Origin of the sequence: Duncaniella sp. B8 (genome assembly GCF_005304985.1) — a bacterium.
Taxonomy (GTDB): domain Bacteria; phylum Bacteroidota; class Bacteroidia; order Bacteroidales; family Muribaculaceae; genus Duncaniella; species Duncaniella muris.
Genome location: NZ_CP040121.1, coordinates 792,741 through 810,192, shown reverse-complemented (window position 1 = coordinate 810,192; position 17,452 = coordinate 792,741). Strand labels below are relative to the sequence as shown.

Genomic DNA, 17,452 nt, shown 5'->3' with positions numbered 1-17,452 from the left:
TTTAATTATGATTATTACGATTACCAGTATTTTTCAGACCCGTCGCCATAGAGAGCCACCACACGCTGTGTATCAGCCTTCTTTTTGGCACGCAGGTATGACACGCTTATATTCTTGTTGGTGTAATATGCCGTCAGGTTCTTCAGCCTTTTCATCTCCTTGTAACAGTCATCGACCACATCCATACGGTCTTTGTCGGTCATACTCAATGTAGTGATATTGACTACCTGTTTCAAGTCGCCGAGTACGCCGTTGGCTTCTTCGAGAATACGGGTGTAGCCGGAGGCGATTGCCGAGAGTTCAGCCGATGTGAAGTTCGGATCGGTCAGCATCTTCTGGAAATTATTGACGTAATAGCCGGAGATATTGCCGAGCATCAGGATTGTCTGCTGCACCTTGCGGGCATCACGGACAAGGTTGTTGACCGATTGCAGTGCGTCATAATATTTCTTAGCCTGCTGGTAAATTTTCACGGTTTCCTGAAAATTTTTGACCATGTGCGTAGCCGTCTGTGACTCCTGAACGAGTGATTTGGAGTTGTTTACGATGGACTGGGCGATGTTGGACGGGTCTATGACCGTCCATTGGGCGGAAGCCCTGCCCGTGCCTAACATCTGGCACAGGGCAATAAGAGGGATTAAAAACTTGAGTTGCTTCATTTGATTGCGGATTAAAAGTGGTGGATTTATCGTATTCTGTGAGCCATGCTTATAATAGCTCTAATCATGGCGAGAATAATTGTCAGGAGGAGGCCGAGGCAGAAAGATACTCCTGAAAAAATGCCTATTAAGACGTATTTCACTTTCATACATTATTTCTCTCTCCTTTCGTTGGCTAACTGTTTGATTGCGGCTTCGATGTCGCCGCCGAGCTGACGGGCGCGGTCAAGGACTTGGATTTTCTCCGTTTCCTCGGTAGTGTAACACAGGTATTCCTCCGGTGATACCTCCGTGGCATAGACAGCGGACTGCGTTCCGCCCAGCCCGATCCATACCTCTTTGTAGAGCCGGTTGGGGCTGTTTGCCATATTGATACTGAGTATCTGCGCCTTTTCCTTGTCGGTCAGACCGAGCAGCTCCTGTATCTGGTCAAAGCGGTTCATATATTTCCGCTGATCCAGAAGGATTTTACAGTCTGAGTTGTTGATGATGGTTTCCTTGACAATGGGCGACGAGATAATATCGTCCACTTCCTGAGTGACAACCACCGCCTCGCCAAAGTATTTACGCACCGTCTTGAACATATAGCGCATATACTCAGCCATGTTTGCGGTTGACAACGCCTTCCAAGCCTCCTCGCATATAAGAAGTTTTCGCACGCCTTTCAACCGGCGCATCTTGTTGATGAAGGCTTCCATGATGATAATTGTCACCACAGGGAACAGGTCTTTGTTGTCGCGTATGGCGTCTATCTCGAACACGACGAAACGCTTGCTTAGCAGGTCGATATTCTCTTTGGAATTGAGAAGGAAGTCAAACCGGCCTCCGTGGTAATACTGGCGCAGGGTTGTCAAGAAGTTGTCGATGTCGAAATCCTGTTTGTAGATGGGGATAGGACGTTGTGCCATTTCAGCACGGTAATCGTCGCGCATAAACTCATAAAAGGAATTGAAGCATGGCACGATGTTCTTATCACGTTTCATCTTGTCAAGAAACATCGACAGCGCAGAGCCAAGCTCACCGGATTCGGTCTTTGTCACGCGGTCGTCCTCCGACTTCCACAGCGTCAGCAGCAGGGTCTTGATCGAGTCTTTCTTCTCCACATCGAACACCCCGTCATCTGTGAAAAACGGATTGAAAGAAATCGGCTTTTCCTCGGTGTAGGTATAATAGATACCGTCCTCGCCGTGCGTCTTGTTGTGGATCAGATTGCACAGCCCTTCGTATGAATTGCCGGTGTCAATCAGGAGGATATGCGCGCCCTGCTCATAATATTGGCGCACCAGATGGTTGGTAAAGAAAGACTTTCCGCTACCCGACGGGCCCAGTATGAACTTGTTGCGGTTGGTGGTGATACCGCGTTTCATAGGCTCATCACTTATATCCAGATGGATAGGTTTCCCGGTCAGTCTATCGACCATCTTTATTCCGAATGGCGAGAGAGAAGAGCGGTAGTTTGTTTCAGCGGTGAAGAAACAAACAGCGGGTTCTATGAAAGTGTAAAAACTCTCCTCGGCAGGGAAATCAGCCTCATTTCCGGGCATAGCCGACCAGAACAGTGTCGGGCAGTCAATGGTGTTGTGACGGGGCATACACCCCATTGTGGCGAGCTGACTTCCGACATCGTTCTTAATCCTGCGCAGTTCCTCTGCATCGTCGCTCCACGCCATTATATTGCAGTGGCAGCGCACAGAGGTAAGACCATAGCTGTGAGCCTCGTTCAGATAGCGGTCTATCCACTCTTTGTTTATGGCATTGCTTCGGCTATACCTTGAAAGACTGTTCATATTTCGGGCTGTCTTCTCGAACTTCGCCAGATTCTCGTCGTGGTCGTCAATCAGTATATACTGGTTGTAGATATGGTTGCACGGCAGAAGCAGACCAACGGGAGAGGCGAAGCTCAATCTGCAATCCGAGCGGTCAGTCGATAACCGCTCATAACGGTTATCAGTGCTGACCTTTCCGGGCAGATCATCAGTATCTGAAAGTGTATGCAGGCACAGCATCTTGTCGCCGATACGCATTTCTTTCGGTGACAGGTCGATATCCTCCAGACAGTTGACATCTCCCATCGACAGTGACAGATACTTTTCTATGATACCGGAAGTTGTGTCTGTACCGATTATCTCATCGTCACCTATACGGCGCAGCGAGATATAGCCGGTGTCGTTGATAATGCGCTCGAACTGCCCGACAGCTTCCATGAAGCCCACAATCATCTCGTGATTGAGTTCCTTCGGTGTTATACGCCCACGGCAGAGGGTGGAGAAATTCGACTGCTGTCGCATACGCTCCTTTGTGGTCTTTGTCAGGAACAGGTAGCACTTGTGGGCGAGGTATGGACGCTCGTTGAAATGGCGTTCAAAACTGCGGTCAAGAAAACTCAAATTATCTTTTTGCAGTTCCGGCTTATAGTTCTCAGACACAAACCAGTCCTGCTTGTGCGCCACCGAATAATGCGGCAGCACTTTGATCGCCTTGCACCATGCGGCGTGCATGGCTTCGTATTCCTGCGATGTTACGGTGAACAGTTCCGGGAGGCTGACCTCGAAGGCCACCGTTATATCGGCGTCCTTCGAGATGATGCAACCGTGTTCCACGGCGAGCAACGGCAGTTTGCTTTCCAGCGTTGTGGCTTTCAGTGTATTTCTCATTTGCGACCTCCCTTCATTATACTGCGCACACGCAGACGGTTGATGATATAGCGGGGACGGTACTTCACCGAGGTGAGTTTCATAAGACCGTACTGCCCGTACTTGCCGTTAAGGTGGAAGGTGTACCATACCAGAGCCGACGCGCTCACGGCACCGAAGCCTATGCACAGACCCTGCTGTACACCGCACATATAGAGTACCACGAACAGAATGAAATCGGTTATCAGACCTCCGGCGAAGATGAAAAGGTACTGAGCTTTCAGCCCCTTGTATTCCACCGTCCTGCCTATGCCCTTGTTGATAGGATATTCCATTGGCGTGGCGGGATTAGAGGAAGAACGAGCGCAGGATTGTGGCGGCTACCACGAGGAATATACAGGCACCGAACCAAGAGGCGGCGGTTTTCGATGTGTCGGGATCGCCGGAGCTGAACTTTCCATAGACCTTGACACCGCCGATAAGACCCACCACCGCGCCGATGGCATAGATCAGTTTCGTGGCGGGGTCGAAATAGGAGGTCATCATCGAGGTAGCCTCGTTGATACCCGCCAGACCGTTGCCGGCGGCGTAGAGGTTGGCTGCACACAGAAGGAGCGTGAGCATCATCGCCATAGGGCGACGCATACCGGGAGCGTTCATAAACGCTACGATACTGTCATAGAGCTTTTTGAGGGATTTTGTCATAAATTTTATTTTTAGGATGGATTGTGGATTTGGATAGTGGTGGTCAGTGGAGAATATTGAAGTCGATAGCGTCAATGCCGGTTGTGTCTATGTCAGCATGGAACACGATTTTCTTTTTCGGCTTCGCTTCCTCCGGGTTTGAGGGTGGAGTGTCAGCAGTATTATTCTCCCCCGGAATTTCGGGGAGCTGGCACTCAATCATAAGTATGCGCTTGCGCACCAACGGATCGAGCTTGATTTTCTCGATAATCTGTGTGCCTTGTATGTCGGGCAGCACACGGCGGGCGGTTTCCTTGTCATCGGGATTGTCGGAATTACCCTTCAGAACGTTTACAGCAGTACTGATTTCGTTGAAGTCACTGCCTCCGGCTCTGGGTTCCTCCGCCGGGATTTCATCGCCTGTCAGTTCGCTTGCGGAGTGTGTGGCAAAAACTTCATCGAGTTTCTCCACCGGGATTTGTGCTGAGGACTTTTCCTCCGGTTCATCGGGAAAACCGGCATCCGAGGGTTTGCCGTACTCCTTGATGATAAGCGGTAATACCTCTTTGGCTGCTTCTTTCGCAGCCTCGCGGAACACCTCCTTGAACTCGTTGATGTCAAAAGTGCTTTTGCCGACAATACTGTCATTTTCGGCTTCCTCCTCTGTGTCGGCAGCCTTAGCGGGTTCCGGCGATGGCGTTTCCTTTACCGGCTTTGCTGTGTCGGGCTTTGTCAGCACCCTGCGGATAAGCCACAGGTTACTCGCCAGCAGAGCTATTATAAGTACAGTTTCCATCAGAACAGGTCTTTATGGTTACGTTCATGGACACTGCGCATCACCGCATTGTTGCGGGCAATATGCTCAAGTATGATTTCCGAGGCATACGAGCCGATTGACACTCCGGGTCTGTCAAGACCCTTTACCATGCGCGACAGGGCGGCATGAACTTCGGGATAGATATACACCTTCCTGTTGGACATCAAGATGTGCGGCGAGAGAAAACGCTCAATATAGCGTTCTTCCGCGCCATCAGGGATTTCAGCCACCTCGATAGTGGTGACTACTCGTGATTGGGATTTTTTCATGATTGTTGTGAATGTGTGGGGTTATAAAATAGGGTCGATAATATCTGCGAATTCCTCAAAATGCGCTGCAAGCACATTGTTGATATAGGCTTTGATGGAGCAGACCTTCCCTTTCTTCTTGTGGAATAGTATCCGGCGTATCTTCCAGATAAATTCAGGATCGATTTCCGACACTTGGAATTTATCTTCCGGCCACATATAACGCATATTGCGCACGAAGCGTTCCATATACAGCCGTTCCCTTTCGGAATTTTTAGCCTGTACAGTGGTATTTCCGGGGCTTGCACCGTCACCTTCGCCTGCCACCGGCTGTGGGTTAGCCTGTTCTTGCTGTTTGGACGCGCTTTTTCTTTTCAGCGATGACAGACCGGATGGCTCATCACGAAATGTCCTGATAAATTCCTCCGGATCGATTTGCGGCTCATAAACCTTTGACATAGGCTCACTGGTTTAATATGCCGAGCAGTTCATCGGCAAGTTCCGGAAGCCTTGTGCCTTTGAGCAGCGTTTTGTCAGGCGGAACAAGCGTAGAACGGAACACAGCGCGGTTAAGGGTCTTTGACCCCTCGCGGCGATACTTCTTGGTGTCGGGTATCTTGGTTTTCATGGTCTGAAGCCCGTATTCCTCAAACACAGCCTCATATTGGTCATAGAGGTCAGTCTTCTCGCGGGCGTCCACGAGGTTCCAGAGCATATACATCTGTTTGACCGATGTGCGCCCGGTCGTGAGCCACTCCTGTATTTTCAGGGCGAAGGCGAGCGAGCTTTCAAGTATTACCTTGTCGGCGGCGACAGGGACAATCACCATGTCCAGACAGTTAAGGATAGAAACAACACCGGGATTGTTGACTGTGCCGGGAAGGTCGAAAAATACGATGTCTATCTCATCCTCGCAGTCATCGATAATCTCACGGACTTTGCGCATGGCATTCTCCGGCTGAGCCGACAAAACCGGATATGGAGCCAGCTTTGTCAGACGCATATTGTCGGAAAACATCTTTTTGAACACGGGGCTGCACTCTATCAGCTCCTTGTCACGTTCACGCATATCCTCAATGCTGTACTGGGGAAAGTCGCAGTCAACGACAAGGACTTTCAGCCCCCTGACATAGTAGAGGTAACTCGCCGCAAGAACGGTCAGAGTCGTTTTGCCCGCTCCACCTTTCTGGGTGGAGAAAGCGACAAATTTAGGATCTGTCATAAATAAAATTTGAAAATGGATGTAGTGGTGACTGCATAGCAGTGGCCGTCAGCTTCATTTCGACACGTCGCAGACCGGTCTTGTCTATACTCCGTGGGGGGGACAGGCAGCGGCATTGGCTATGCTTTTGAGTTGGGGTACGGCTATCTCCGTCGCTCATGGGCGACCTTCCTCCGCCGTCAGGAGGGCATCGGCTATGTAAGCCGGAAGGTGATAGTCATGTCAGTCATTTTCTTTTTTTAATTTTGGGTGTTGGATTTAGTGGCGGAACATTGTTCCTTTCTAACTATGGCCGCACGGCTATATGTCCGTAGAACCATAGATAGGTAGTTTGCTTCTAATATTCCTTGTCAGGAGGTTTGCCCGCTTTATTATAAGATACATACTTTGCCGTTCAGTAACCAATCTCCGTACATCATAAATAAAATAGATTGTTCGGAAGGACATTGTATAAATACCTTTATTGCGGTCTTGCCAAGAGGCGAGGAATGTTATTGGCAGGTCAGCTTTCAATCTTGCAGTTCAGGAGGGAAGTTCATTATATAACAAGTAGGTTGACTTCCCTGAAGGCGAGCTTTCGAGCTAATCTCTACACAAAGAAACAAAATAAATTCCATTTTGTCAAGCCCTTAAAATTGCCAACTCATTGGCTCATAGAGGTTGAGGTGCCGGATTTCCTCACTTTTCCCCGGATTTCCCGAAAACGGGGCTGAAATTTTAACATTTTGCCATGCGATTTTTTTACTCACGGCATCACCGGACTTTCCAACGGTGCCCCCACGGCAATCCCTGCCGTCATAAAGTTTCAAATTTTCTCTCTTGCAGTTAGGAATTGCACCGGATTTTTTGTAACTTTATGGAAGCATCGACGTGTGTATCTACACTCCGCAGGTATGGAACACCGTTTTTTCACCGCCAAATGGTATGACCGGCACCACAGGCACCGAAAATATGGATTTCATATTAGGAAGGATGTCCACATAGACATAGCAAGGTGTCCGAATAGTAACTATTCGGGTTTCGGGTAACTCCGGTTCCCACGAAACAACCTTGCAATGCAGGATATTCTCCAAAGTCGAATATCCCATGACTTGACCTGCGGTTTGTCTGTACACAGCGATGCACTCACCACAAAATCCATACATAATATGACTGAAAAACCGAAAACCGGGCGACCCTTGTCGCCCAACCGATGCACCCACTGCGTCATGGTACGCTTCGATGACCTCGAATGGGATAGCCTGACCCGCATGATGGAGAAGGCTGATGAATCCGTAAAAGCCACGTTCATAAAAAAACTTATCTTCGGAAAGCCTTTCAAGGTGCTGACCACGGATAAGTCCCTTGCAGTATATTGCGCCAAACTCTCGGAGTTTTTCGCCCAGTACCGTACAATCGGGGTAAATTATGACCTCGTTGTGAAGGAGCTTCGCGCAAATTTCACTGAGAAGAAAGCTATGACACATCTCTACAAGCTGGAGAAAGCCACCATAGATCTGGCAAAAGTCACAGCCGATGTAAAGGCGTTATCCATGCAGTTTGATGAACAATGGTCGCTAAAATCTCGATAGGATCATCGCTCTACGGGGCGTTGTCATACAACGGCATGAAGATGAACCGTGACGAGGGCCGTGTGCTTGGTGCCAACAAGATTATACTTCCGGCAGACGGACATATTGACATTGCCCGAATGGTGGAGAATTTCAACCTGTTCATGCCGAAAACGGGCAGGACAAAAAAGCCCGTGCTGCATATCTCCCTAAATCCGCACCCCGACGATAAGTTGACTGAGCAGCAGTATGAAATCCTTGCACGCGAGTATCTGGACAAACTCGGCTTCGGTGAGCAGCCCTACATAATTTACAAGCACATGGACATCGACCGCCACCATATCCATATAGTGACAGTCAATGTCAACGAGCAGGGCAAGAGGCTCAATCAGGACTTTCTATTTCGTCGCAGCAAGAAAATTACCACCGAGCTGGAGGAAAAATATAATCTCCACAAGGCGCAACGAGAAAAAATCTCGCCCGATACTCCGATTAGAAAGATTGACCCGTCAGGCGACATCAAGCGTCAGGTTGCCAACACCGTCAAGATGGTCGGTATGCGCTATAAATTCCAGACCATCGGGGAATATAACGCAATTCTCTCACTATATAATGTGAGGTGTGAGCCTACCGACGGCAGAGTGAACGGGCGCGAGTATCACGGTCTTGTCTATTTCGCCACTGATAATAATGGCAAGAGCATCGCAACGCCTTTCAAGGCTTCGCTCCTCGGCAAATTTGCGAGTCGCACCGCTATTGACGGGAGATTTGAAATGGCTAAGGAAAAGATTGATATTGCACCGACCAAGCGCAAAGTCACCGATGTGATTGCTCACTCTATCGATAAGGCTGATTTCATCGCCAAGCTGAAAGAACGCAATATTGATGTTGTTCTCCGCTATAATGATGGAGGCCGCATATATGGAGTCACGTTCATCGACCACAACACCATGACGGTATTGAACGGTTCCAATCTCGGCAAGGAGTTTTCGGCAAACGCAATCAATGAGCGATTCAACAATCAGTTCAACAATCAGACAAATATACCTGCCGACACTCACGATGTTTCGACACCCATTGTTGTTCCGCTGGTAGAACCGACACCGGGTGACACTCATACCGACACAGCACAAGAGCCGGTGGTTAATCAACCTTCAAGTGGTCAGCATCAACACACCGTCACCCAATCCGTTTCCGACTTCGGCGACTACGACCTGCCAATTCCGGGACTCGGCCTGTTCCAACAGGGGCAGTCGTTCAATCCCGACGAGGAGGAATTCCGCCGCCGTATGCAGCGCAAAAAGAAGAAAGGGCGTCGCCCGAAATTCTAACAATTCACTTTTCTAAAATTACAATTATGAGCCAACAAGAGGACGACCTCAGAGCGTTGGCAAAGATTATGGACTTCCTGCGGGCGGTCAGTATAGTGTTGGTTGTCGCCAACCTATACTGGTTCACCCGCGTGGAAACCGTCGAGAGCGGCTGGTTCTATTCGACCGTCCATAGGATCTGCGCCAACTTCAACCGCACCTGCGGGCTTTTCAGCACCACTTTCAATGCCAAACTGTTCGCGCTCCTGCTACTTGGGCTATCATGCTTCGGCACCAGAGGAGTAAGGAGCGAGAACATCACATGGCGGCATATCGGCGTAACAATCGCCACAGGCAGCATACTGTTCCTTCTGAACTGGTGGACACTCGACATCGGTATGCGCTACACCTATATAATAAGCACCGTTGTCGGCTACATCTGCCTGCTCATGGGCGGAATATGGGCCGGTCGTATGCTGAAAAACAATATGATGGACGACCGCTTCAACGACGAGAACGAGAGCTTCATGCAGGAAACAAAACTTATGGACAACCAATACTCCATTAACCTGCCGACCAGATTCTACTATCAGAAGAAATGGCACAAGGGCTGGATAAACGTCGTCAACCCTTTCAGAGCCACCATCGTGTTGGGTACTCCCGGTTCAGGCAAGTCGTATGCCGTCATAAATTCCTTTATCAAGCAGATGATAGAGAAAGGTTACAGCGGCTATATCTATGACTTCAAGAGTCCCGATTTGAGTATGATAGCCTACAACCATCTGCTCAGTCACAAGGAGGGCTACGGTAAGGTCAAGCCGAAATTCTACATGATAAATTTCGATGACCCTGAACGTAGTCACCGATGCAATCCGATACATCCCGATTTCATGAGCGACATAGCCGACGCATACGAAAGCGCGTACACTATTATGCTCAACCTCAATAAGTCGTGGGTGAGCAAGCAGGGCGATTTCTTTGTGGAGTCACCGATTGTACTGTTTGCCGCGATAATATGGTATCTCCGCATTTACAAGGGAGGAAAATATTGCACATTTCCCCATGCCATAGAACTTCTGAATAGAAGATACGAGGATTTATTTCCCATTCTTACCAGCTATCCGGAACTGGAAAACTACCTCTCGCCCTTCATGGACGCATGGCAGGGAGGCGCGGCTGAGCAGTTGATGGGGCAAATCGCATCGGCGAAAATACCGCTGTCACGCATGATTTCGCCTCAGTTATACTGGGTTATGACCGGCGATGATTTCACTCTCGACATCAACAATCCGAAAGAGCCGAAGATACTGTGTGTCGGCAACAATCCCGACCGCCAGAATATCTACGGCGCGGCACTGGGTCTGTATAATTCCCGTATCGTCAAAATTATCAACAAGAAAGGTATGCTGAAAAGCGGAGTGCTGATTGATGAGCTTCCGACGATATATTTCAAGGGGCTTGACCAGCTTATTGCCACCGCCCGAAGCAACAAGGTTGCAGTGTGCCTCGGCTTTCAGGACTTCTCGCAGCTCAAACGCGACTACGGCGACAAGGAGGCGGCCGTGGTGATGAACACCGTCGGCAACATCTTCTCCGGGCAGGTCGTCGGAGAGACCGCCAAGACACTCTCCGAGCGTTTCGGCAAGGTTCTCCAGAAACGTCAGTCAATATCCATCAACCGTCAGGACGTGAGCCATTCTTTCAACACGCAGATGGACAGCCTCATTCCTCCGAGCAAGATTTCCACTCTCACGCAGGGTATGTTCGTCGGGGCGGTCTGTGACAATATCGACGAGCGCATAGATCAGAAGATATTTCATGCCGAGATAGTGATTGACAGCGCGAAGGTCAAGGCGGAAACAGACCGCTACAAACCTATTCCGATACTAACAGACTTCCACGACGACACCCCCGACAAGTCGCGCATGAAGGCTATAATCCAACGCAACTATGAACAGGTGAAAGCCGACGTGATACAGATAATATCCGATGAAAAGCAACGGATTTTATCCACCCCGGAACTCAGTCACCTTTTCCCGCAACAATAGAAAACAACCACCACTTAATCCACAATCCAATGTTACAATTTACAGGAGGTTATTACGACCTCGATTATTACCGTCTGTATCTGCTAAGATACCTGTCGCAAAACAATTTCGACATAGCCACCGACCATCCGCAGATTGTCGCCAACTCCGACCGTGCCCTTGACACATACGAGGAAGCACGGCGCAACGGTGCAAGTGTGCCGGAGGCGGAGGAACTGGCTCTGTCTGTGTTGTTCACCAACATAGGCGAGTCGGAGTTTGACATCGTTGCCGATATTCTGCTTGAATATTTCGGCGATACCCTCAACGTGGATTACGAGCCTGCCGCCCACTATTGGGCGCGCTGGGTCATTGACAACGTGCCGAACCTCTTTGACGGTTTTGACCGCACTCAGGTAGGCATAGACCGTGAGGAGCTTGACGAAAAGCGCGACATACTGATAGGCCGTATCACTCAATTCTGCGTGGACAATGGCTTATAACCGTATGCAGAAAATGCGTGACAACATTGAGGCGATACGCACAGCTTTCGCCCTGAGCGTTGAGCGCAGACCGCCGGATGACGCGGAATGGGAGATATTATCCAAGTATGCCGGCTTCGGAGGACTTAAATGTATCCTCAATGACGCCAACGAGCTTGCCGACGCAGACAAGTGGACGAAATCAGACCGGGAACTGTTTGCCCCGACAGTAGAACTTCGGCGCATAATTCACGACCATTCAAATAATGACCGGGAGTTTAAGCGTTACATGGACTCTCTGAAAGCGTCCGTGCTTACCGCCTTCTATACCCCTAAGCACGTTGTTGAAGCCATATCCCAGACTCTGCAACAGGTGGGAGTGGAACCTCGACGCTTCCTCGACCCCAGTGCGGGGAGCGGTGCCTTTGTGGACGCGTTCACATGGGTAAATCCCCGTGGCGAGAGAATTGCGTTCGAGAAGGACACATTGACCGGGCTGATACTGTCCAAGCTATACCCGCAGACCGACGTTCATATAGAGGGCTTCGAGAAACTGGGCACCGATCACGAGAATTATTTTGATGTCGCGGCATCGAATATCCCGTTCGGTGATATCGCCGTACCTGATCCGGTGTATGCCACCAGTGACAACATTGCTTACCGAAAATCGGCATCGGCGATACATAATTACTTCTTCCTCAAAGGTCTTGACGCGGTTCGTGAGGGCGGCATTGTCGCTTTCATAACTTCGCAGGGTGTGATGAACGGCAAAAGCCCGTTTGTGCGTATGGAGCTGATGAAGCGTGCCGACCTCGTTACCGCTTTGCGCCTGCCCAACAATACATTCATCGACAGTGCCAACACCGAGGTGGGCAGCGACCTTATCATATTGCAGAAGCACTCCGGCAAAACAGGCTTCACACCGGACGAGAAACTTTTTATTCAGTCAACAGCCGCACAGGACAGCGGAATACCCAACAACCGCTATTTCATAGAAAATCCAACGCATATTATCTGTACAGGAGCGAAAGAGGACACCGATCCATACGGAAAACCGGCATTGGTATATACCCATGACGGCGGTGTTGTCGCAATCGGCGATGATATGCGCAGGGTTCTCTACGCGGAGTTCGGACTACATCTCAACCTTGACCTGTATCACGGTAAACAGCAAAAGGCGCACATGGTATCAGCACCTATATATAATAAGGTATCAGCAAAACCGACACCGAAGGAAAAGCCGCAGCCTAACATTGAGGACGTCGAGGCGGTGGAGGTAACGCCAACACCTGCACAGGTGATTTCTCAGAGAGCCGATGAAACAGAAACATCGGGCAATACTGTGCCGGAGAATGGCAACCCTGACAGCTACGACCCGAAAATTATGATGTATAATCTTTTCGGCGAACTGGTGGAGATACCCGGCGCAAAGAAACACCGCAGCAAGCGTCAGGTGGTACAGAAGGTGCAGAAACAAAAGCCTGATCAACCTGCTAAATCGGCTGAGGTCAAAGCGGCTACCGCATCACCAAAAGCGAAAGCAGTCAAGGTTGAAACGTCCAAGACCGACTTCCGCCCGCTCACCGAAGATGAACTAAAATTTTACGGTTCTCTCAACTGGGATGACAATCCGCCTATAAACGGGTTCTACACCACAATGATGGAGATTGCACACCGCCAGCTCATGGAGCAGGAGGCGGAAAGGCAACGCATGGAAGCTGCAAAAAATCAGGATAAAGATAATATTCCCGATACGCCATACATAGAAATGACTGAGGGCGACTTCATTCCCGGTGTGCCTACGGGTGTCAAGAAGCGTACAATTATCCCGATTGAGGATGTAAACATAGAGCCGGATATGTCGCCCCGTCCGTTCTCGGAAGATATGCAGTTTTTCCACAAGGAGGGTTCAATGGTATGCGACAGAGGTCAGGTCGGCTTTCTCTCGCAGGTCAGCCGCATGGGAGCCACCTTCACACCGCTCCAGCTCAAGCCGGAGCAGGAGAAACGCGCCATGCTGTATATTACCCTGTCGGAAACATATCAGCAGCTCTACCATTACGAGGCGGAAACACACGAGGCAAGTGCCGAACTGCGCGAACATCTCAACCAGTATTATGATGAGTTCGTGGAGAAATTCGGGCATCTCAACGAGCGTGAGAATGTGAAGTTCATAAAAATGGACTCCAACGGGTGTGACGCTCTCGCCCTTGAACGTGGCGACAACGGGCTGTTCGTAAAGGCTGACATCTTCGACCGCCCGGTAGCATTTGCCGTTGACGAGGTTACATCCGTCGGCACCCCTATGGAGGCTCTGTCCGCTTCGCTCAACAGGTTCGGCAAGGTGGATTTCTCCTATATGTGTTCTCTTGTCGGCATGGACGAGGCTCAGATTATTGAGAGCCTTGACGGACGGATATATTTCAACCCGCTCATAGGTGAGTACGAAATCTCCGACCGCTTCATCGCCGGAAATGTGGTGACTAAGACTGAGCTTATTGAACAATGGATTGACGACACAGGTGACACCGATCCGCGTGTGGCGGCATCGCTCCAAGCCTTGAAAGACGCATTTCCCGAAAGGATACGCTACGAGGAGCTGGACTTCAACTTCGGCGAGCGTTGGATACCCGCCGGCATCTATGCCGAATACATGTCATATCTCTACGGCACTGAGGTGAAGATTGCATATTCCTCGGCGATGGATACTTTCTCGGCGACAAATACCGATGATACAGCCAAAATAACACACGAATATTGCGTAGAGGGTAAGTTCAGGCATTACAACGGAATGTCGCTGTTGCGCCATGCCTTGCACAACACCACCCCCAACATCAAGAAATCAATAGGCAAGGACGCGAACGGCAAGGACATTCTTGTTCCCGACCCGGAGGCGATACAGCTTGCCAATACAAAGATTGACGAAATCCGCGACGGCTTCACAGAGTGGCTCGACAACCAAAGCGACGAGTTCAAGGAACGGCTTGTCGACCTCTACAACCGCCGCTTCAACTGCTTCGTCAGACCGCGCTATGACGGCTCCCACCAGACATTCCCCGGCATAAACATGAAACTGCTTGGCGAAAGGCTGAATGTCAGGTCAATATACCAATCCCAAAAGGACTGTATATGGATGCTATTGCAGAACGGCGGGGGTATCGCGGATCACGAGGTAGGCACGGGTAAAACCTTGATAATGTGCATAGCAGCGCACGAAATGAAGCGTCTTGGTCTTGCCCACAAGCCTATGATTATCGGGCTTAAAGCCAATGTCGCCGCCATTGCCGAAACCTACCGCACGGCGTACCCGGACGCCCGCATACTTTTTGCCGATGAAAAGACTTTCTCAACCGCCAACCGCGTGAAATTCCTGCGGAATATGCAGAACAACGACTACGACTGCATAATAATGTCGCACGACCAGTTCGGTAAAATCCCGCAGTCGCGCGATTTGCAGGAGGAAATAATGCAGGCGGAGCTTGACACGGTGGAGGAAAACCTCAATGTTCTCAAGGAGCAGGGAAAGGACATCTCCGTAGGTATGCTCAAAGGACTTCAAAAACGGAAGGCGACTCTCGAAAAGCGACTTGAAACCATACGCTACAAGATGGAAAAGGAGAAGGACGAGGTGCTTGACTTCAAGAGCATGGGCATCGACCATATCTTTATTGACGAGAGCCACTATTTTAAGAACCTGACCTTCAACACCCGTCACGACCGTGTGGCAGGACTCGGCAATTCCGAAGGGAGCAACCGCGCCCTTAACCTACTTTATGCCATACGCACCATACAGGAGCGCACGGGCAAAGACCTCGGTGCCACATTCTTGTCCGGCACTACAATCTCCAACTCCCTGACGGAGCTGTATCTTCTGTTCAAATACCTACGCCCCAATGCTCTGGAATCGCAGCAGATAAACTGCTTCGACGCATGGGCGGCGATTTTTGCAAAGAAAACTACCGACTTCGAGTTTACCGTAACCAATACGACAGCCGCCAAAGAGCGTTTCCGCTATTTCATCAAGGTGCCGGAACTGGCAGCATTCTACAACGAGATCACCGACTACAAGACCGCGGAGGATGTGGGTGTTGACCGTCCGGAGAAGAACGAGATAATGTGCAATATACCGCCCACGCCGGAGCAGGAGGAATTTATCAAAAAACTGATGGTGTTCGCCCAGACCGGCGATGCCACAGTGCTGGGCAGACTGCCTCTTTCGGACAGCGAGGACAAGGCACGTATGCTCATAGCCACCGACTATGCCCGCAAGATGTCGCTTGATATGCGTATGATTGATCCGGCTTATGGCGACAACCCCGGCAACAAGGCGAGTATCTGCGCCGCCAAAATCGCCGAATACTATCGACGTTTCGACGAATACAAAGGCACGCAGTTTGTTTTCAGCGATTTAGGCACTTACAAGCCGGGCGAGTGGAGCGTGTATGCCGAGATTAAACGAAAACTCGTTGAAGACCACGGCATACCCGCAAGCGAGATACGCTTCATACAGGAGTGCGGCACACAGCGGGCGAAAGACCGTATGATCGCCGACATGAACGCCGGGAACGTAAGAGTTCTGTTCGGTTCGACCTCAATGCTGGGAACAGGCGTCAACGCCCAGCAACGCGCCGTCGCAATCCATCATCTTGACTGCCCGTGGCGGCCCAGCGACTTGGAGCAGCGCGAAGGGCGTGCCATACGCAAGGGCAACGAGGTTGCCAAACTCCACAACGATAACAAGGTGGATGTCATAATCTATGCCGTTGAACGCTCACTCGATGCCTACAAGTTCAACCTCCTGCATTGCAAGCAGACATTCATATCCCAGCTCAAACGCGGGGCGATGGGGCTTCGCACGATCGACGAGGGCAGCTCTGACGAGAAATCCGGCATGAACTACTCGGAGTATGTGGCTATCCTGTCGGGCAACACCGACCTTCTTGAAAAGGCTAAACTTGAAAAGCGCATAGCCGCTATGGAGAGTGAACACCGTTCTTTCAACAAGGGTCTTGGTGACAGCCGTGCCAGACTTCGTGACATCACCGACGAGGTTGAAAAACTGGAAATCATTATCGGCAAGATGGAGGCAGACAACTCTCGCTATGCCGCAGTCGTTCAGCGCGACAGTGAGGGCAACCCAGTCAACGCCCTCACGCTTGACAATTGCCAGTTTACCGACGAGGATCGCATGGGTAAATACCTTCAGGCGTTGGTGAAAAACACCAACACACATGGCGAGTATGTCCGTGTCGGCGAAATCTACGGCTTCCCGGTGTGTATCATCTCGGAGAAAGCAATTGTTGACGGTGTTGAGGCAGTCCACAACCGCTTTATGGTGGAAGGTCAGTACAAATACACCTACAATAATGGCAATCTCGCAATGTCAGACACACATGCCGCCTGCATGAACTTCGTAAACGCCCTTGAAAAACTCCCCGAAACAATCCGCCAGCACCGTGAACGAGCCGAGAAAAAGCGTGTCGATGTGCCGACCCTTGAAGCCATCGTGTCGCGCAAATGGGGCAAGGAAAACGAACTGAAAGCCCTCAAATCCGAACTCGCCGCCCTCGACCGTAAAATCACTGCCGAACTGGCACCTAAAAAGGAGGAACAGGACGGCGTTGAGAATAAGCAGGTCAATACTGTCGATACTCCGGCCACTGATACTAAAAAGTCAATGGTTGCAGAACCTCAATTTCGTTATCGACCTATGACTAACCCTCAACGCCCCATTCGACTTATAGGACTATAATTCAACAGCAGACAGATGGAAATACCGTCCTCCATTTGTCTGCTTTTTATCTTCAATGGCTTTGATAC

At 50.2% G+C, this 17,452-nt stretch carries 13 protein-coding genes; 5 read left to right on the top strand and 8 right to left on the bottom strand.

Going from position 1 to position 17,452, the window contains the following annotated elements; translation table 11 throughout:
- Positions 1–20: 20 nt before the first annotated feature.
- The 8 genes from FDZ78_RS03785 to FDZ78_RS03750 all read right to left on the bottom strand — a co-directional run bounded on the left by FDZ78_RS03785 (position 21) and on the right by FDZ78_RS03750 (position 6,263).
- Positions 21–659: a DUF4141 domain-containing protein gene (locus FDZ78_RS03785; protein ID WP_124030612.1), complete on the bottom strand. Its 639-nt coding sequence runs from the start codon at positions 657–659 to the stop codon at positions 21–23.
- 152 nt (positions 660–811) lie between these two features.
- Entirely contained in the window at positions 812–3,313 is a 2,502-nt protein-coding gene (locus FDZ78_RS03780) for a TraG family conjugative transposon ATPase (protein ID WP_124030613.1), read from the bottom strand.
- Positions 3,310–3,627, bottom strand: coding sequence for a DUF4133 domain-containing protein (locus FDZ78_RS03775; RefSeq protein WP_124030614.1), 318 nt, complete (start codon positions 3,625–3,627; stop codon positions 3,310–3,312). Before FDZ78_RS03775 ends, FDZ78_RS03780 begins: the two co-directional genes overlap by 4 nt.
- A 13-nt stretch (positions 3,628–3,640) precedes the next feature.
- A complete protein-coding gene (locus tag FDZ78_RS03770; RefSeq protein WP_123486691.1) occupies positions 3,641–3,937 on the bottom strand; it encodes a DUF4134 domain-containing protein in 297 nt (98 codons plus the stop codon).
- 103 nt (positions 3,938–4,040) lie between these two features.
- On the bottom strand, positions 4,041–4,772 hold the full coding sequence (locus tag FDZ78_RS03765; protein ID WP_124030615.1) for a hypothetical protein: 732 nt from the start codon (positions 4,770–4,772) through the stop codon (positions 4,041–4,043).
- A complete protein-coding gene (locus FDZ78_RS03760) occupies positions 4,772–5,062 on the bottom strand; it encodes a DUF3408 domain-containing protein (RefSeq protein WP_123486679.1) in 291 nt (96 codons plus the stop codon). Before FDZ78_RS03760 ends, FDZ78_RS03765 begins: the two co-directional genes overlap by 1 nt.
- Before the next feature lie 21 nt (positions 5,063–5,083).
- On the bottom strand, positions 5,084–5,500 hold the full coding sequence (locus FDZ78_RS03755) for a DUF3408 domain-containing protein (RefSeq protein ID WP_123550736.1): 417 nt from the start codon (positions 5,498–5,500) through the stop codon (positions 5,084–5,086).
- Between the two features lie 4 nt (positions 5,501–5,504).
- Positions 5,505–6,263, bottom strand: a complete 759-nt coding sequence (locus FDZ78_RS03750; protein WP_123486677.1) for a ParA family protein — start codon at positions 6,261–6,263, stop codon at positions 5,505–5,507.
- A 1,148-nt stretch (positions 6,264–7,411) separates the two neighbouring features.
- Here FDZ78_RS03750 and mobA point away from each other — a divergent pair.
- The 5 genes from mobA to FDZ78_RS03725 are packed head-to-tail and all read left to right on the top strand — an operon-like array spanning position 7,412 to position 17,384.
- A complete protein-coding gene (gene mobA / locus FDZ78_RS03745; RefSeq protein ID WP_124030617.1) occupies positions 7,412–7,834 on the top strand; it encodes a conjugal transfer protein MobA in 423 nt (140 codons plus the stop codon).
- Positions 7,813–9,144 carry a conjugal transfer protein MobB gene (gene mobB, locus FDZ78_RS03740; RefSeq protein WP_124030618.1) on the top strand — a complete coding sequence of 444 codons (1,332 nt, stop codon included), beginning with the start codon at positions 7,813–7,815 and terminating at the stop codon, positions 9,142–9,144. The genes mobA and mobB overlap by 22 nt, the downstream gene beginning before the upstream one ends.
- A gap of 26 nt (positions 9,145–9,170) precedes the next feature.
- Entirely contained in the window at positions 9,171–11,171 is a 2,001-nt protein-coding gene (mobC, locus tag FDZ78_RS03735) for a conjugal transfer protein MobC (RefSeq protein ID WP_124030619.1), read from the top strand.
- A gap of 29 nt (positions 11,172–11,200) precedes the next feature.
- On the top strand, positions 11,201–11,653 hold the full coding sequence (locus tag FDZ78_RS03730) for a DUF1896 family protein (protein WP_123550740.1): 453 nt from the start codon (positions 11,201–11,203) through the stop codon (positions 11,651–11,653).
- A complete protein-coding gene (locus FDZ78_RS03725; RefSeq protein WP_124030620.1) occupies positions 11,643–17,384 on the top strand; it encodes an N-6 DNA methylase in 5,742 nt (1,913 codons plus the stop codon). Before FDZ78_RS03730 ends, FDZ78_RS03725 begins: the two co-directional genes overlap by 11 nt.
- The last annotated feature ends 68 nt before the right edge of the window (positions 17,385–17,452 follow it).